The sequence below is a fragment of the Lysinimonas soli genome (assembly GCF_042655435.1).
Lineage (GTDB): Bacteria > Actinomycetota > Actinomycetes > Actinomycetales > Microbacteriaceae > Lysinimonas > Lysinimonas soli.
The window spans coordinates 536290-553515 of record NZ_JBHSMG010000002.1 but is presented as its reverse complement, the minus strand read 5'-3'; the positions used below and the strand labels follow the sequence as shown (position 1 = coordinate 553515).

19 protein-coding genes are annotated in these 17226 nt (G+C 65.9%); 3 read left to right on the top strand and 16 right to left on the bottom strand.

Features of this window, described 5'->3' with window-relative positions; all coding sequences use genetic code 11:
* Positions 1–4: 4 nt before the first annotated feature.
* Genes ACFPJ4_RS10305 through ACFPJ4_RS10290 form a run of 4 tightly spaced genes read right to left on the bottom strand, consistent with a single transcriptional unit; the run spans position 5 to position 4764 of the window.
* On the bottom strand, positions 5–922 hold the full coding sequence (locus ACFPJ4_RS10305; RefSeq protein WP_386740317.1) for an SMP-30/gluconolactonase/LRE family protein: 918 nt from the start codon (positions 920–922) through the stop codon (positions 5–7).
* Between the two features lie 46 nt (positions 923–968).
* Positions 969–1988, bottom strand: a complete 1020-nt coding sequence (locus ACFPJ4_RS10300; RefSeq protein WP_386740316.1) for an ABC transporter permease — start codon at positions 1986–1988, stop codon at positions 969–971.
* Positions 1985–3598, bottom strand: a complete 1614-nt coding sequence (locus tag ACFPJ4_RS10295; protein ID WP_386740315.1) for a sugar ABC transporter ATP-binding protein — start codon at positions 3596–3598, stop codon at positions 1985–1987. The genes ACFPJ4_RS10300 and ACFPJ4_RS10295 overlap by 4 nt, the downstream gene beginning before the upstream one ends.
* A gap of 11 nt (positions 3599–3609) precedes the next feature.
* A complete protein-coding gene (locus ACFPJ4_RS10290) occupies positions 3610–4764 on the bottom strand; it encodes a sugar ABC transporter substrate-binding protein (protein WP_386740314.1) in 1155 nt (384 codons plus the stop codon).
* A gap of 202 nt (positions 4765–4966) precedes the next feature.
* Between ACFPJ4_RS10290 and ACFPJ4_RS10285 the strand changes: the two genes are divergently transcribed.
* The gene (locus ACFPJ4_RS10285) at positions 4967–5866 is read left to right on the top strand and encodes a LysR substrate-binding domain-containing protein (RefSeq protein ID WP_386740313.1); all 900 of its coding nucleotides are present in this window, start codon (positions 4967–4969) and stop codon (positions 5864–5866) included.
* Here the strand turns inward: ACFPJ4_RS10285 and ACFPJ4_RS10280 are convergent.
* Positions 5863–6306, bottom strand: coding sequence for a MarR family winged helix-turn-helix transcriptional regulator (locus ACFPJ4_RS10280; protein ID WP_386740312.1), 444 nt, complete (start codon positions 6304–6306; stop codon positions 5863–5865). The two genes, ACFPJ4_RS10285 and ACFPJ4_RS10280, sit on opposite strands and share 4 nt — an antisense overlap.
* A 93-nt stretch (positions 6307–6399) precedes the next feature.
* Here ACFPJ4_RS10280 and ACFPJ4_RS10275 point away from each other — a divergent pair, with 93 nt between their 5' ends.
* The gene (locus ACFPJ4_RS10275) at positions 6400–6921 is read left to right on the top strand and encodes a YbhB/YbcL family Raf kinase inhibitor-like protein (protein WP_386740311.1); all 522 of its coding nucleotides are present in this window, start codon (positions 6400–6402) and stop codon (positions 6919–6921) included.
* A gap of 69 nt (positions 6922–6990) precedes the next feature.
* On the top strand, positions 6991–8118 hold the full coding sequence (locus ACFPJ4_RS10270; RefSeq protein ID WP_386740310.1) for a LuxR C-terminal-related transcriptional regulator: 1128 nt from the start codon (positions 6991–6993) through the stop codon (positions 8116–8118).
* Positions 8119–8120: 2 nt separating this feature from the next.
* Here the strand turns inward: ACFPJ4_RS10270 and ACFPJ4_RS10265 are convergent, their stop codons facing one another.
* The 11 genes from ACFPJ4_RS10265 to ACFPJ4_RS10215 form a co-directional block, all read right to left on the bottom strand.
* Complete coding sequence (locus ACFPJ4_RS10265) at positions 8121–8885, bottom strand: HpcH/HpaI aldolase family protein (protein WP_386740309.1); 765 nt, start codon at positions 8883–8885, stop codon at positions 8121–8123.
* Positions 8869–9852 (bottom strand): ketopantoate reductase family protein, encoded by a 984-nt coding sequence (locus tag ACFPJ4_RS10260; protein ID WP_386740308.1) that lies wholly within the window; start codon positions 9850–9852, stop codon positions 8869–8871. Before ACFPJ4_RS10260 ends, ACFPJ4_RS10265 begins: the two co-directional genes overlap by 17 nt.
* Complete coding sequence (locus ACFPJ4_RS10255) at positions 9845–10741, bottom strand: fumarylacetoacetate hydrolase family protein (RefSeq protein WP_386740307.1); 897 nt, start codon at positions 10739–10741, stop codon at positions 9845–9847. Before ACFPJ4_RS10255 ends, ACFPJ4_RS10260 begins: the two co-directional genes overlap by 8 nt.
* Positions 10742–10816: 75 nt before the next feature.
* Complete coding sequence (locus ACFPJ4_RS10250) at positions 10817–11680, bottom strand: substrate-binding periplasmic protein (RefSeq protein ID WP_386740306.1); 864 nt, start codon at positions 11678–11680, stop codon at positions 10817–10819.
* Positions 11681–11731: 51 nt separating this feature from the next.
* Positions 11732–12421 (bottom strand): amino acid ABC transporter permease, encoded by a 690-nt coding sequence (locus ACFPJ4_RS10245; RefSeq protein ID WP_386740305.1) that lies wholly within the window; start codon positions 12419–12421, stop codon positions 11732–11734.
* Position 12422: 1 nt separating this feature from the next.
* Complete coding sequence (locus tag ACFPJ4_RS10240; protein ID WP_386740304.1) at positions 12423–13058, bottom strand: amino acid ABC transporter permease; 636 nt, start codon at positions 13056–13058, stop codon at positions 12423–12425.
* A gap of 2 nt (positions 13059–13060) precedes the next feature.
* Positions 13061–13870 (bottom strand): amino acid ABC transporter ATP-binding protein, encoded by an 810-nt coding sequence (locus tag ACFPJ4_RS10235; protein ID WP_386740303.1) that lies wholly within the window; start codon positions 13868–13870, stop codon positions 13061–13063.
* Positions 13871–14002: 132 nt separating this feature from the next.
* Positions 14003–14392, bottom strand: coding sequence for a RidA family protein (locus ACFPJ4_RS10230; protein ID WP_386740302.1), 390 nt, complete (start codon positions 14390–14392; stop codon positions 14003–14005).
* Complete coding sequence (locus tag ACFPJ4_RS10225) at positions 14389–15462, bottom strand: alpha-hydroxy acid oxidase (RefSeq protein ID WP_386740301.1); 1074 nt, start codon at positions 15460–15462, stop codon at positions 14389–14391. The genes ACFPJ4_RS10230 and ACFPJ4_RS10225 overlap by 4 nt, the downstream gene beginning before the upstream one ends.
* A 2-nt stretch (positions 15463–15464) precedes the next feature.
* Positions 15465–16292, bottom strand: coding sequence for an ABC transporter ATP-binding protein (locus tag ACFPJ4_RS10220; protein ID WP_386740300.1), 828 nt, complete (start codon positions 16290–16292; stop codon positions 15465–15467).
* Positions 16289–17215, bottom strand: a complete 927-nt coding sequence (locus tag ACFPJ4_RS10215) for an ABC transporter permease (RefSeq protein ID WP_386740299.1) — start codon at positions 17213–17215, stop codon at positions 16289–16291. Before ACFPJ4_RS10215 ends, ACFPJ4_RS10220 begins: the two co-directional genes overlap by 4 nt.
* Positions 17216–17226 lie beyond the last annotated feature (11 nt).

Genomic DNA, 17226 nt, shown 5'->3' with positions numbered 1-17226 from the left:
CCAGCTAGGCAGTGTGCGAGAACAAAAGGTGCCCGGGAACGGGCATCTCCGCGGTCATGATCGCGCCCGTCGACGATTCCGTGATGAACAGAGTGCGGTTCTCCGGACCGCCGTACACGACGTTCGAGACTGAAAGCCCCGCGCTGGTGTTGATGCGCAACAGCGGCTCCCCGATCGGTGAGAAGAGCCACGCGCAGCCGAGGCCGGTGTGCGCGATCACGATGTTGCCGTCCTGGTCGACCGCCATCCCGTCCGGACCCGTGCCGCCCGACATCTGGATGAACGTGCCGGTCGTGCCTACCGGGACGGTCGGGATCAATCCAGGTGGAACCGTGAGCGGCGACTTCCAAATCGCGTTCGTGCGGGTGACAGCGACGTAGAGGAACTTCTCATCCGGACTGAGCACCAGGCCGTTCGGGCTCGGTATGTTTTCGAGCAGGATGGCTGTCTCCCCCTCGGACGTCACGCGGATCACCCGGCCGTGGCTTCGTAGGATGTCGCTGTTCCCCTGATCGGTGAAGTAGATGTCGCCGTTGAGCGCGAAAGTGAGATCGTTCGGGCCGCGCAACCGCTCATTGGCGACGCGGTCCACGATCGTCTCGATCTGCTTCGTCTCCGGATCGATTGCCACGATCCCGCGCTTGTTGTCGGCAACGAAGATCCGGCCGTCGCGATGGATCTTCGTGCCGTTTGGCTCACCGTCGTACTCGATGAAGAGTTCGACGTCGCCGCCCGGCGCCAGGCTGAAGATACGACCGCCGGGGATGTCGGTGAAGTACAGAGTCCCATCACGCGAGAGCGACGGCCCCTCGATGTAGAAGGGGCGAGACTCGTAGCGGCCGGAAACCCGTCCGGCGACGTGGAACCGCTCGGGAAGAATCGCAATGGTGGTCGCCTGGATGGTGGGGGGAGCGCCAAACAACGGGTGTTCCTTTCAGATGGGATGGTGGGAAGGGGCTGTCCGCTCGCTAGCCGTGACCCAGCCGCTCGGAACCGGCGGCATCCCGGCGGCGCGAGAACTGGGACAGGGCAACCGAGACGACCAGTGCGCCGCCGAAGAAGAGCGGCTGCACGAAACTGTCCGCGCCGAGCAGCTGGAGGCCGGTGATCCCGGTCACGAGGAAGTAGACGGCGATCAGAGTTCCCCACGCATTGAAGCGCTGGTTCTGAATCACCGTCGCGCCCAGGAAGACCGCCGCGAACGTGGGCAGCAAGAACGACTGCGACGAGGTGGGATCCGCCGATCCTGTCGTCCCGGCGTAGACAACGCCGGCGATGCCTGCGGCGAACGCGGAGATGACCAGTCCCAGGAAGCGGAGACGCCCGACCGCCATCCCGGCCAACCGCGAGAGCGGCTTGTTCCGTCCGACGAAGAGCATCTGCCGGCCGAACACGGTGTACTTCAGGACGAACCAGACGATCGCGCAGGCTCCCACACCGTAGTAGAACGCCGGCGGGATGCCGAGGATCTTGCCGCCCACCACCCACGCCGAGAGTTCGGGGGAGACGCCGGTGATCGTGTTCGAGTTGCTCATCCAGTAGATGACGCCAAGGAACACCGACCCGGTGCCCAGGGTGGAGATGAAGGGGTCGACTCCGAAAAACACGACGATCGCGCCGTTGAGTGCACCCGCCAGCAGGCTCGCAAGGATCGCTGCGGCAACCGCAGCCCAGATCGGCCAGCCGAACTGCACGTTGAGCAACGCCACGGTCATCGACGAGATGCCGAGCACACCGGTGACCGACAGGTCGTAGTCGCCCGCCGTCATCGGGATCAGCAGTCCGACCGCGAGAAGGAGCAGCACCGACTGGCTGCCCAGGATCGACTGCCAGTTGGCGAGACTGAGGAAGATCGGGCCCTCGATCACCGAGAACACCACGATCAGAACGGCCCAGATCACCAGCAGGCCGTACTTCTCGCTCCAGGCGCCGACCCGCGCGCCCGTCGGACGGAGGGAGGGAGTTCTCTTCGTGGCGGTGTCGGTCATGATGTCGCGGCCCTTCGGGAGGCGGGTGGAACGGATTGCCGTGCACTGCCCAGGCTCTCGCGCGCGATCGCGGCCTTGCTGATATCGCCCCCGAGGAGTTCGGCGACGATGGCGCCGTCGCGCATGACCAGCACACGGTCGCAGAGCAAGGAGAGCTGCTCCTGGTCGGCCGAGGCACACAGAACGGCAGCTCCGGCATCCGCGCCGGCCCGCACGATGTCGAAGATCTGTTCTCGGGCACCGATATCGACACCCTGAGTCGGCTCATGCAGCAGGATCACCCCGGGATTCGTCTGCATCCATCTCGCGAGAAGCACTTTCTGCTGATTGCCCCCGCTCAAGGTCCCGTATGCCACGTCGAGCTTCTGCGGTCGCACGTCGTAGGTGGCGATCAGGCGCTGGCCGACCGTCCGAAGGCGCCTCCAATCGATCCCGAACCAAGCCCGCGCAGTGGGCAGCGCCTGCACGCTGAGGTTGTCGAGCACACTCAACGAGGCGACGCTGCCCTGACGCGCACGATCGCCTGGAACCAGCGCGATCCCCGCCCGAATGCCGTCCACCGGCCGCATCGACGCCAGGTCGAACTCGCGCTCGCCCACCGCCAGCCGTCCGGTGGCCCCCTGCCCGGCTCCGGAGATCAGGTAGGGCAGCTCGTCGAAACCCGACCCGAGCAGGCCGGTGATCCCAACGATCTCGCCGGGGCCGAGTTCGAGCGAGACATCCCGCACGGACGTGCCGTTCAGGCCGGTCGCGCGAACGACGGGCAGATGGGCAGGAGGAGTCGGCCGGCGCGACGACAGGTTCAACTCCTTGCCGACCATCAAGCGGATGATGTCCGCCCGGTCGGTCCCCTTGCTCGGAACGGTTCCCCGGAGCCTGCCGTCGCGAAGAACCGTGATCGAATCCGTGACTTCGAGGCACTCCTCGAGATCGTGCGAGACGAAGAGGACGCCGCCGCCGTCCGAGGTGTGCCGGCGGGCAAGGTCGAAAAGGAGTCCCCGGTCGGCCTTGGGCAGGAAGACCGTCGGCTCGTCGAGCACGAGCAACCCCGCCTGGCCGTGGGCAGCCGACTCCCTCATCCCGTCGATGGCGCGCACGATCGCGACCATCGCCCGCTCGAGCTGGGTCAGGGATGAGACGGCAGCCCGAGCGTCGATCCCTAGGCCGTACTCGTCGAGCAGCTTCTGCGTGGAGCGGGCTTCCGCCTTCGGCGAGACGCGCCAGGAGCGGGACGCGGCAAGCGCGTTCACCGTCATGTTGTCGGAGACCGTTAGCGACGGGACGAGAGCGAGGTCCTGGTGCACGAAGGTGAGGCCGAGATCGCGCGCTCCGAGGGGGGTCAGGGACCCCGCGACCTGCCGGCCCCGGACGCTGATCTCAGCGCCCGGGTCCGGCTGGTAGAAGCCCGCGAGGACCTTGATCAGGGTCGACTTGCCCGAACCGTTCTCACCGACGAGACCGCGAGTCTCACCGGCTGCGATGTCCAGGGAGACCTCCCGCAGCACGCGCGTCTCACCGAAGGTCTTCGACACGTTGCGCACGCGCAACATGCTCGGCTCGGGCGCGTCCTGGCGGTCTTCCGGCACGATCTGCTGGTCGTCGAGCGTCATGGAGCCGCCGATCACTTGGACGTGAGCCCCCACAGCTTGAGGTACCCATTGACGTAGGAGGTGCTGTAGCCCTTCTCATTGTCCGACGGACTTCCCACGACCGACACGTTCTTGGTCGTGAATACCCGCAGCGGCGCGCTTTCGTTGGTCAGAGGTTTGACCCCGGACAGCACCCGCAGCACCTGGTCCATCGCGGCGTACCCGATCCAGTTGATGCTCTCCCCCACATCCATCTTCACAGGGCTGCCCTTCTGCATCAGGTCGAGCACGAAGGGCGTGTTATTGAACGTGGCGATGCTGACACTGTCGGCCTTGCCCGCCGCCGTGATTGCCGCGGTGACGAACTGACTCGAGCTGTCGAACAGCGGGATCACCACATTGATCTTCGGGTCGCGAAGCAGCGCGGCTTGAACAGAGCTCTGCATCTTCGAACCCCAGTCGGCAGCGGCCACGTTCACTTCCGTGTCGGTGCATTTCGGGCACGTCGACGTCAGTTCCGCCGAGACGGCGGCAGCCATCGGGGGCGAGGGCTTCAGCTCATTCGAGGTGATCACGAGAACATCGGCGGAGCCCTTGGTGCTGGCGACCGCGTAGTCCGCCAGCAGCTTGGCTGCCGGCACGAACGGGGCGAACGCGAACGCCTTGACGTTGGCGGGCAGCGTCATCGACGTGTCGTACTGGTGCAGGACGATGACGGGGATCTTCGCCGCGGCCGCCTCGGCCAGCTGCGGCGCCAAAGCATCCGGCGATGCGCCCAGGATGATGGCGTCGGCCTTCTGCGAGATCGCGGTCTCGATGCCCTGCACCCACTCGGTGGACTTGCCCGTCGTGGGCCACACGGTGAGATCGACGTGCGCCGTCGCAGCGACCTTCGAGAGGGCCTTCTGCACCGCCACGACAAACGGGACATTGCTGGTCTGGGGGATGTAGAAGACATGCTTGCCTGCGGCCTTCGCCGCGTCGAACGCGGGCCCGGGAGCCGTGTAGCTCGGGACGGCCTCCGCCTTGGTGAGGGCTGCCTGCGCCGCCGCGACTCCGGCTGCCGAGGACTGCGACGATGCCGACGGCGAGCTAGACGAGTGGCTGGGCGAACTGCATCCGGCGAGGACGGTGATGGCGGCCGCCGCGAGCGCGATGGCGGCGAATTTTCGGGACGATCGGGGCATCGGATTTCCTGATTCTTCATTGAATGGATATGCGGACGACGGCTCTCGCTCCGTGCCCGTGCTGGGATGACGGGGCAGGTCGAGGGCATGTTCAGTGTGCGTGAGACTTTCCGACATCTCCAATACCAACTTGATGGTGCTCGTGATAGCTTGCGCCTATCAGTCGAGGCGCCCGCGCCCGACACCTGCCACAGGAGGTCCCGTGGAGTTGCGGCACCTGAAGTACTTCGTCGCGGTCGCCGAGGAGTTGAACTTCCGGCGCGCCGCCGAGCGCCTCAACATCAGTCAGCCGCCCCTGAGCCTGCAGATCAAACAGCTCGAACAGGAGATCGGCGACGAGCTGTTCGAGCGCACCCGCCAGTTCGTGAAGCTCACCGCGGCTGGCCGCGAGTTCTACTCCGAGGCCCTGCTCACCCTGGCTGCAGCGGAGCGCGCGATGCAGAATACCCGGAAGGCCGCTCGGGGTGAGGCGGGGGAGTTGCGGATCGGCTTCACCCAATCCGGGCTGCTGCTCGATCCCCTGCCGACGGCCGTTCGTGATTTCCGAGCCCGGTTCCCGGGCGTCAACGTCTCCCTCACCGAGATGGATTCGATGAGCCAGATCAACGCGCTCGCGAACCGCGAGCTCGGGGTGGGGCTCGTCCACAAGCCGCGAGGAGCCGTTCTGCCGTCGGTGACGCTCTCCAAGCTCGCCGACGATCACCTGGTGGTCGCGGTGCCCGACACGGATCCGCTGGCCGCACTGACCTCGATCGGCGTGTCCGAGCTCCGCGGGAGTTCGTTCATCTGCACGCCCAAGGCGAGCGGATCCGGGCTGTACCAGCACGTGACCGAACTGTGCTGGTCGGAGGGATTCGCGCCCGACATCACCCACGAGGCACCGAATCTCTCTACGATCGTCGTTCTGGTCTCCATGGGGCTCGGGGTAGCCATCCTGCCGTCGAGCACCCGCAGGATCGGCATGCACGGTGTCTGCTACCTCTCGCTCCGAACCTCCGCGGAGCCGGCCGAGTTCTACATCGCCACCTCTGCGGCCTGGGAGGACATCACGGCTGCGAACTTCCGCGACATCCTGTTGGCGTCCACCTTCGTCGGCACCTAGGCGCGACTCCGCTTCGGCTCCGTCCCGACCGACGCGAGACGGGAGATGAGGGGGATCGCCCGCCTCAGCTGCTCCTTCTCGTCGTCGCTCAGCCGAGTGGCGATCACGTCGTCGAGACGGGCCGCCCGGTTCTGCCTGTCGCGCGCGACCGCCCGGCGGCCCGCCTCGGTGAGCGTCACCAATTGCGCGCGTCCGTCCTCCGGATGCCGCGAGCTGCCGACCTCGCCGCGCGCCGCGAGATGCTGGACGATGGCGGTCATCGACTGATGGCGGATGCGGCATCCTTCGGCGAGTTGAGCAGTCGTCTTCGGACCGTCGCGCTCCAACAGACCCAGTGCTGCCGCCTGGTTCGCCGGGAGCGCATCCTCCACGCGTGTGGCGCGGACCAGCTCGCCGATCGCCGCGCGAAGTTCCTCGCCCAACCCCGATTGCTCGTCCATGCGTCGACTCTATCCAGAGGACTGGTCGAATGTGCAGTTTGTCTGTATAGTCCTTTTATACAGGTAAACTGTATAAATGGATTGGAGACCATCGTGAGCTACAACCCCTACCAAAACGCGATCCCCACCGGCACGTTCGAGCTGACCAGCCCCGATTTCGCTTCGGGTGGCGCGCTGCCCTCGACCGCGTGGGGTTCCGAGACCACGGCCGGCGACTCCCCCGCCCTGACCTGGGCGAGCCTTCCCGAGAACGCCCGCGGGGTGCTCGTGACGGTCTTCGACGCCGACGCACCGGTTCCCGGGGGCTTCTGGCACTGGGCTGTTGTCGTGCCGGCAGACGGGGGCGGTCTCGCGGCCGGCGCGGGGACACCCGACGGGTCGCGTCTGCCCGGAGGGAGCACCGCGCTGTCCAACTCCTTCGGAGTGGCGGGGTATGTCGGCGCGCAGCCGCCGGCGGGAACGGGAACTCACCGCTACTTCGTCGCGGCGACCGCGCTCGACGTCGCCTCACTGGACCTCCCTGCCGAGACCAGCCTGGCCATGCTGCACGCCGCGATCATTCCGCACACCCTCGGGCGCGCGGTCATCGTCGGAACCGCAGCCGCGGCGGAGTGACCTCCCTCGGTTCTCAACCGAACGCGCGTTCAGTAGAGTTCCTGAAACGAACCTTCGAGGGGTGCGGCAATGGCGCAGCAGTCACAGCACCGAACCGCGAGCGCGGGCGGCCATTACTCGCTGACCTTGGAAGACGCGATCCGCGAGCGGCTGCAGACGCTCGCGGGATCGCATTCCGTCGAACTCATCTGTCCGTTCTCCGCGAGCGCCCCTCTCGATCCGGAACTCTTTCAGACCGCCTATCTGCTGGTCGATGAGGCGATCACGAATGTCACAAGGCACGCACGAGCAACTCGGATCCGGGTCGGGATCCTTCAGACCGAAGCATCCCTCTGCGTCATGATCGAGGACGATGGCGTCGGATTCGATCAGGCCGCACAGCGGATCGAATCGACCCACGGTATCCGGATGATGAAGGAGCGAGCGCTCTCGCAGGCCGCCGCGCTCGAGATCTCCTCAACGCCGACCTGGGGCACCAGCGTCAAGGCGACCTTCCCGCTCGAGCCCTTCACCACGAGGTTCCAGCAGCGCGTCGAGGTGCTCGTCGCCGAGTCGAGACCTGCGTTGCGGGCCGGGCTGGGCTCGATCATCTCCCGGGCCGACATGTCGATCAGCATCCTCGGCGAAGTCGGCACTCCAGCCGCAGCCATCGACTTCGTGCGCTGGTCAGCGCCGACGATCGCTCTCGTCGGCCTCGGCTTCGAAGAAGCTGCCCCGCCGTTGATTGCCGAACTCGTGCGGATCAGGCCGGACATGCCGGTCATCGTGGTCAGCACGCCCTGGACAACGCACGACCTCCTGGAGCGCGCATTCGCGAGCGGCGCCTACCTGTGCGTGGATGCAGCGAACGATGGCCGCACCATCGCGAACGCGGTCGAGGCCGCCATCCGAGGTCAGGCGGTGCGGGCCTCGCACCGGACGGCACGGCCCGACCTTCATGTGACGTCCTCCGAGAACGCGCTGACCGCGCGCGAACGAGAGGTCCGCGCGCTCATGGAGCTCGGCCAGTCCGACCGTCAGATCGCGGTCGCCCTCGATATCGCGATCAAGACCGTCGAAAAGCACGTCAGTTCTGTTCTGCACAAGACCGGGGCGCGCTCGCGCCTTGAACTGGTTCTGCAGAACAAGCTCGACGGGCAGGTGGTCGTCCACGAGGGGGGCGGCCGGGTTCGGGCTCTGCGTCCCCCGACGATCTGAACCTACGAGTCGATGGCCGCCCTCAATGCTGTCGCCTCCGCCCGAGCCGCCGAGCTCAGACTCACGACATCGACGAAGGTCATGAAGAAGGACGCTCCGCGAACGCGCCAGACACGAGGATTCCCACCGACCCCGGCGGAGATGCCTGATGTGCGCGCTGCATCGATGACCCGCTGATAGCCGGCATCGACGGCGTCCGAGCCGGCACCGATCGGCGATCCCATCTCGACCGCCAGATCGACCGGCCCGACGATGAGGGCATCGATCCCTTCCACCGCAGCGATCGCGGCGGCGTTCTCCAGCCCGGCTCTGCTCTCGATCATCACCATCACGGCTGTGCTCGAGTCAGCTCGATCCACCTGCCCGACGAGGTCGGCTCCGTACGCTGTCGCCCGGGAGATCCCCACTCCCCGGCTCCCGTGCGGCGGGTACCGGCTGAACCGTGAGATCCGCACCGCTTCCTCAGCGGTCTCGACCCGAGGCACCATCACGCCGTCAACGCCCAGTTCGAGCGCCGACTTGATCAGGACCTCGTCGTGTCCGGCAACACGGACCACGATGTGCACACTCGATGACGCCATCGCGACCACGCACGCGCGCATCGACGCGAGCGTGAACGGGCCGTGCTCGCCGTCGATGATTACCACGTCGAATCCGGAGGCCGAGAGCACCTCCGCGATCCCGGGATCCGGAATCGTCAACAAGGCCGCGCCGAGAGGCTCCGCGGCCGAGAGTCGCGCACGCAGCCCGTTATGCGGACCCGGCATCGATCCTCCAGCTGTCCTCAAGACCCTTGATGAGGGCGAAGAGGATCGCGTTCAAACGCGCATCCACTCCGTTGCGAGCAGCCTCCCTGAGGATCGCACCATTGAAAGCGTCGACCTCCGTGGGGCGTCGCGCCTCCACGTCGAGCAGCATCGACGCCTTGCCGGCGATGATCCCGTCCTTCTTGATGCCGGCGTACAGCCTGTTGGCCATGCCGAGCACTTCGTCGACGTCGACGAAAGCGCCGCTGGCGATCGCCACGGCGACGTTCTCACGGACGACGTCCTCGCAGAGCCGCCAGAGTTCTGGGCTGTCGCCCAGCCCCTCCATGCTGAGCCTCGTCAGAGCGGACACGGAGGAGTAGGCCGCGTTCATCGCCAACTTGGTCCAGATCGCATTCTCGGTAGCGTCAGTGGCTACGGCAGTGAGACCCGCGCTGTTCAGCACGTCGGCGACCAACTCAGCGGATTCGAGGGAGCTCTCCTTCCTCCACGGGCCGACCTTGGTCGCGCCCTTGGCATAGTGCGACACGTGCCCGGGGGTGAGCATGTTCGCGCCCTCCGACGTCACTCCGACGACGAGGCGATCGGCCGGGACGATCCCCGACAGCACGTCGCCGTGACCCATCCCGTTCTGCACGGTGGCCACGACGGTATGCGGGCCGATCAGTCCCGCTGCGTCGCGGGCGGCGGCCTGGTTGTGCACCGTCTTCACGAAGAAGAACACGATGTCGGGCTGTTCGATGCCCTCGAAGGACCCTCGGATGTCGACCGAGACGGACTCCTCGCGCCCGTCGGAATGGGTGATCGTCAATCCTGAGGCCATCACCGCGTGACGGATCGGCTCCGACAGATCGACGACCGTGACCTTCGCAGGGGAGTTCGCCAAGTGGGCGGCGAAAGTGCCCCCGATAGCCCCGCATCCGATGATCACGATGCTCTTCGGCGACTCAGCGGTCGACTCATTCATCGCGCACCTCGAAGGCCATCTCGCCGAGACCCGGGACGGCGGCCTTGACCATGTCACCATCCGCCAGGTAACGAGGTGGATCGAACAAGAATCCACAACCCGCGGGGGTCCCGGTCAGCACGATGTCGCCCGGCAGAAGGGGCATGCTCGAACTGATGGACTCGATGAGACCCGGGATGTCGACGGACATCTCGCTCGTGTTGCCGTCCTGGCGAAGCTCGTCATTCACCCACAGCTGCAGCTTCAGCCGTCCCGGTTCGGGGACCTCATCCGCCGTGACCAGCCACGGCCCCGTCGGGCAGAAGGTAGGGAACCCCTTACCACGTACGATCTGCAACTGCATCGGGTATTCCAGGCCGGGCCCGAACGCGACATCCCGCGCGGACACGTCGTTGGAGATCATGTACCCGGCCACATGGTCGAATGCGTCAGCGCGAGCGATGTGCGATCCCGCCTTCCCGATCACGACCGCGAGTTCCAACTCGTAGTCGACCTGGGTCGACTGGCGGGGAAGGATCACCGTGTCGCTGGGTCCCGACAGGCTGTTGGGCGTCTTCATGAAGACGACCGGTTGCGACTCGGATGTCGTCGCGCCGAGCGAGTCACCGGTGTGCGTCGGGTAGTTCAGGCCAATCGCGAGGATCTTGCCGGGACGCGGGACGGGTGGGCCGAGGCGGACCGAATCCGCGGGAATCCGCTCACTCTGCGGGTCTTCGACGGCCAGCTCGACGACCGGGCGCACGGCGCTCCAGACCGCCAGCAGTTGGCCCATGTCCAGGATGCGGATCCCGGCCCGGCTGAGCGCAGGTGCGAGCGCGACGACCGAACCACCCTCTTCGACCACTCCGGGCAGTTCTCCGCCGGGCGGACCATAGGTGACGAGTTTCATGCTTTTCTCCTTGTTCGATGAGGCGCTGAGGTACACGACGACGCTCAGCCGGGTGTGGTCCGGGACGACGCGGGTCTAGCGCTTCCCGCTGACGTAGAAGTTGAGATTCGGGATGTGGTTGGCCTTGAGGTCCTTGAGGAGGCTTCCGTCGGCATGGATCTGCTTGTAGAAGTCGTCTACGGCGGCCTTCAGCGCGGTGGCGGTCTTGGCGTGCGGCCAGTCGGTACCCGTGACACTGGTCAGATCGGGGTACGCAGGATCGTTCTTGACCAGCTTGGTGGGGAAGCCTCGGTGCTGCGCGCTCAGGTAGATCCCCTGGAGGCTGGTCAGGGCGGTCGCGTCGATGCGACCGGAGATCAGATCCTGGAAGGCGTTCACGTCGCTCTGATACTCGACGACGTTGTCCGCTCCGATCGCAGCCTTCAGCGGATCCGTGTAGGACGATCCGGACTGGATGCCGACCTTCTTGCCCTTGAGCGCATCGATGGTGTCATAGCCGGCCTTGGAGCTGATGCCCATGGTCTCGTAGGTCAGCTGGCCGTTCGTCTGACCGAACTGCTTGGCCCGGGCGGGGCTCTTGAGGATCCCGCCGATCATGAGATCGGACTTTCCCGTGCTCAGGTCGAGAACGGCAGCGGCACCCGTCATCGGCTTGACGACAAGGGTCAGGCAGTTCTCTGCGGCGAACCGCACGATCAGCGGACCATCGATACCCGTGAACGGCCCGTCGGCGCTCGGCGCGTAGAACTTCGGCGGGGCGTTGATGCCGGCCACCGTCAGGGTGCCTGGCGTGACGGTGTCGAAGGTGTGCTTGGGGGTGCACCCCGTGGCGGTCGAGCTGGGCGTCGGTGCGGACGCGGGGGCTGAGCACGCGGCCAGTGCGAACATGGCGGCGAGCATGACCGCCGCCATGGCGGTCTTCTTGACTGAAATCGGCATGGTTGTTTCCTCTTCTTCGAGTGATGGGATTGCGGTGCAGGTTCGGGCGGGTCAGGTCTCCGCGATGACGAGCGCCCGTCTCGTCATCGGTGTCGAGGTTCCGGCTATGCGCGCCGCGCGCCGCGCGGCCAGACGTTCGAGTCCCGTCAGGGCGACGGTCACGAGCAGGTAGAGGATCGACGCGGCGATCAACTGGGGGAACAGGCTGCCGGTCATGATGCCGGTTGAGAACGCGGAACCGAGCAGTTCCTTCGCTCCGATCGCGTAGGCGAGCGCTGTCCCCTGGAAGACCAGGATGACGATCCCGATGATGGGCGGGACCGCGACCCGGAGCACGTGCGGCACGACGATCGACCACACGGTGCGGGCGCGTGGAAGCGCGAGCGCCGCGGCGGCCTCGAGCTGGCCTCGGGGCACGCTGGTGATCGCGGCGCGGAAGATCTCCGCCGAGTACGCGCCTGCGGTGACGCCGAAGGCGATCACGACAGCGGTGAACATGTCGATGAGCACGATCCGCTCGAGTCCGAAGTACAGGAGATAGAGGGTGAGCAGGGCCGGGAAGCCCCGGAAGATCTCGACCAGCACGATCACCGGATAGCGGAGGGCTCTGCGGTGGCTGGTGAGCAGGAGGCCGGCGAGGAATCCGAGCGGGATTCCCACCCCCGCGCTCGCGGCGGCCATCCGCAGAGTCAGCCAGAATCCCGGGAGCAGGTTCGAGAACGTCGTGACGATGTCGTTCATGTCAGCGGACCATCGCAATCACGGAGCGGCCCTCGATCCAGCGCGCGAGGAACCCGACCGGGACGGTGAAGACCATGTAGATCGCGCCTGCCAGCAGGAAGGCCGGCAGCGGGTCGGCACCCTGCTGCACCGAATTGGAGATGAAGAAGATCAGTTCGTTCGCCCCGATGATCGAGGCGAGTGCCGTGTTCTTCAGGAGGGTGATCGAGTACGCGGCGGTGGACGCCAACATGATCGGGAAGGCCTGGGGCAGGATCACCCGCACCAGCCCGACCGTTCTCGGCAACCCGGTCGCCCGGATCGCCTCCCACTGCCCGCTCGGAACGGAGTCGAGCCCGGCCCGGATGCTGTCGGCGACGTACGCGGAGTTGACCAGACCGAGACCGACGATCGCCGAGATCGCAGGAATGTCCCTGAGTACCCCGGACGCGACGCCGAAGTACAGGATGATCAGCCACATGATCGGGGGGATCCCGCGGGCGACCGTCGCCCAGAGCGCTCCGACGGCCCGCAGGATTCCGAAACTCGACCGCCGGAGCAAGGTCAGCGGGATCGAGAGCAGGATCGACACCAGCAAGGCTCCGAGCCAGATCAGGACTGTCGTCAGCACCGCGGCGGGGAGGAACTGCCACTGCATGGCTAGAGCTCTCCCGAGACGGCGTCCACGAAGCGCCGTGTTCGTTCGTTCTTGGGCGAGCCGAAGACCTGCGCCGGCGTCCCGATCTCCTGCACCTCGCCGTCGGCGATGAAGGCGACCCGATCCGCGGCCTCCTGGGCGAAGCGCAACTCGTGGGTGACCATGATCATGGTCATCCCGTCGAGTGCCAGCGCCTTCATCACCTGCAGGACCTCGACACGCATCTCGGGATCGATGGCCGAGGTCGGCTCGTCGAACAGCATGACCTGAGGATCGAGCGCGAGGGCCCGCGCGATGGCAACGCGCTGCTGCTGCCCCCCGGAGAGCTGACTCGGATGCTTGTGTATGTGCTGCTCCAAGCCCACCCGGCGCAACAACTGCTCGGAGCGGTCGTCGGATTCACCCTTCGACCGACCGAGGGAGAACCGCTGCGCGAGTGACACGTTCTCGAGCGCGGTGTAGGTCGCGAAGAGGTTGAAGGACTGGAACACCATCCCCACGCGGAGCCTCAGCGCGCGCACCTGACTCTCGCGCACCGGATCGCCTGCGCTGAAGACCCGCTCGCCGAGAACGTCGATCGAACCGTTATCCGGGGTCTCGAGGAGATTCAGGCAGCGGATGAAGGTGCTCTTGCCCGATCCGCTCGGGCCGATCACCGCGACATGCTCGCCCTGGTGCAGCTCGAGGCTGATGCCGCGCAGCACTTCCTTCCCTGCGAACGACTTACGGATGCCCTGCGCCGACATCGAAACCCGCTGCGACCCGGCCTGAACCGGCCCGCCAGAATTCGACTTGCTCACTGGGAATGACATCTTCAGGCACCTCCTTGTGTCCTCGAGCGTCACCGCTGACCCGATGGTGGCAGTCGCAATCGGTCACGCGAATCGGGACTTACCCGTCTCGATGGGTAGGGTTCACCCCCATAGCCCGGCGAGACGCGGACGTCAGACGAGAACCGCCACCGCCTGCACCTCGATATCCACCGCAGTGGTGGCGAACGCCGCCACGAGGGTAGTGCGTGCGGGCCCCGGTGTCGGCCAGATACGCAGATACGCGGCGTTCCAGGCCGCGAAATGTCGAGCATCCGAGAGGTAGGCGTCCAGTTTGACGACCGTATCGGCCGAGCCTCCGAGTCCCTCGAGCACCGAGAGCAACGAGGCGAGAGCCTCTTCTGCCTGCGTGTCGAAATCGATCGCGTCGGTGGTCGACTCGATCCCGAACCGGGCGAACGCCGTCGGCGACACGATTCCGGAGGTGAAGATCATGTCGCCCGCCCGGACTCCCCCAGGCAGCATCGCCGACTGACCGGGGACCCGTGCCAATTGCATCGTCATCGTGGAACTCTCCTCATCGCTTCGTGATTGAGATCGGTGATGCCGCCCCGGCCCAGCAGGGTGAGAACGGTAATCATCTCTTCGGTCAAGAGCTCGAGCGTGCGCTCGACCCCTCGTTGCCCGTCGGCCGTCAGGCCGTATACGGCAGACCGGCCCAGGACCACGGCCGTCGCACCCAGCGCGACGGCCTTGATGACGTCCGAGCCGCGACGGATGCCGCTGTCGAGCGCGATGTCGACCCCGGGTCCCAACTCAGACCTGATCTCGACCAAGGCCGGAAGGGACGCGGGCACGTCGTCGAGCTGGCGACCGCCGTGGTTCGACACGATGATCGCGGAGGCGCCCGCGTCGACCGCGGCCCTCGCGTCCGCGACCGTGGTGATGCCCTTGGCGATCCAGGGCAACTCGAAATCGTCCAGCAGTGAACTGAGCTTGTGCCAGCTCCAGACGTTGTCGACATGAGTGAAGAGCTGGCCGAGCGCCGCTTCCATCTGATCGCGGTCTGCGGGGTTGTAGTTGCCCCCGATGATTGAACTGTCGAATTCCAGGGCGTTCCGCCGGTTCCGCTCGCGCCAACCCCCAGTTGGCGAGTCAACCGTCACGCAGACCGCGCTGTATCCCGCCGCGGAGATCCGGGCAAGAAGTCGCAAGAAGTTCTCATCGCTCCCGGCGGGATGCAGTTGCGCGATGCGAGCCGCTGCGGGCGCGGCGTGGGCGACCTGTTCATAGGAGAACGAGCCGGCCTCGGGGACCATGCTGACGGTCCCCATCGCCTGATTCGCCCTCGCGACCGCCTTCTGCCCGTCTTCGTGAAACATGGTGTCCGACCCGAAAGGCGCGGTGAGGACGGGGATCGACAGCGGAAGGCCGAGGAAGGTCGTGGCCGTGGGCGGCGAGCTGAGACCGCTCATCACCCTCGGCTGGAACTCCCATTCCTCGAAGGCCGACCTGTTTCGCCGAATCGTCGTCTCGTCGCCGGCCCCGCCTTCCAGGTAATCGACGATCACATCATCGAGTTTCGTCAGTGCGACGCGATGGATCTCCTCCAGCGTCTGGAACTGCTGCCGCAACGTCATTCCCCCTCCCCCCTGAGGCTCTCGGGGAGCAGGGAGCGGTCGTTCACCGAACCACCCGCGCCGACGATGACGTCGATCACGTCCTGTGGGCTCATGCCCTGGGGTCCCACGATGTCAGCGATGACGCTGCCGCGGCTCATCACGAGAAGGCGATCGCCGAGGGCGATGGCATGCTCCATGTTGTGGGTGACCATCAACGTTGCGCACCCCATGTCACGAACGATTCGGGAGGTCAGGTCGAGCACCTTCGCCGCGGTCGCCGGATCGAGAGCCGCCAGATGCTCGTCCAGCAGCAGCACCTGTGGTTGCTGCATGCCCGCCATGATCATCGTCAAGCTCTGTCGTTGGCCGGCGGACAGCATTCCGACCCTGTCATGAAGCCGGTTCTCCAGCCCGAGCCCGAGCTGAGCGAGATGATCCCTCATCGTGGCCCGGCGACGATTCGAGACCGCGAATCTCAGCGTGCGGCGCGACCCTCTGCTCATCGCGAGTGCCAGGTTGTCCTCAATGCTGAGCTCCGGAGCGCTCCCGATCCGCGGATCGTCAAAGACGCGTGCGACGAGCCCCGCTCGCTTGTAGTCCGACCAGGTCGTCACATCGCGGCCATGCATCTTGACTCGACCGGCGGTGGGCCGCACCGACCCGGCGACGGCCTGGACCATCGTGCTCTTGCCCGCGCCATTGGACCCCACGACAGTGACGAACTCGCCACGGCGCAGCGTCACGTCGATGCCGCGAAGGGCGTGGACCTCATCGACCCGACCCTTGTTGAAGACCTGCTGCACGCCGATGAGCTCCAGAGCGGCTGGTTCCTCCGTGGTCATTTCGCTCCCTGCTGTTCTCCGGTCCGGAACTGAGGCGTCCGGATGCCGCGGCGTACCATCCGCGTGAACATCGGCACCACGTAGGTCTGCGCGGCGATCGCGACGATCAACGTCAACGCGGTGACGCCCTTGAGGTCCCCTGCCGGCAGTCCGAAACGAAGGGCAGCTACGAGGATGAGGCGATAGACGAGCCCCCCGATGGCGACCGCAAGGACGATCCTGAGCACCTTCGATCCCGAGGGGTTCAAGAGGAGCACCCCGAGCATGACTGCGCCGACGGCCGCAATGAACATCCCGATTCCCATGTTCACGTCGGCAAAGCCCTGGATCTGCGTCAGCAGTCCACCGGACAGTGCCGACAGAGCGTTGGCGATTGCCAAGGAAAGCACGAGCAGCCCGTTGTCGTTCACGCCCTGGCTGCGCACCATTCGGGCGCTTTGACCACTTGCACGCAGCGCCAACCCGATCTCGGTGCGCAGAAAGAGCGCGAACAAGGTCAGGAGCGCGGCAACGATCACAACCAATTCGACGGAGGCATAGATGTCTCCAGGTGGCAACCAGGAGAAGATCGTCGTCACGCCGATCAGACTCGCGGTAGGGGTACCGAGGATGTTCAGCACGATCGAGAACAGCGCCATGCTCATCACGAGGCCTGCAAGCAGGACCGGGATCCTCAGCGCCAGATGGAGCACGGACGTGATCAGCCCGGCGACCGCTCCGGCGAGAGCTCCGAGCAGGATCGCCACTGCGGGGTTGATCCCGGCCTTCGCAGAGATCGCCGAGACCCCGCCCCCGAGCGCGAAACTCCCTTCGACGGTCAGATCGAAGTCCTCCCGGATCCGCATGATGAGGTAGACGCCGAGGACGAGGGGTATCAACGGCAGGCCGGTGACAAAGGTGTCGAGCAGGATGTTCTGGAGCATTCCGGTGTCTT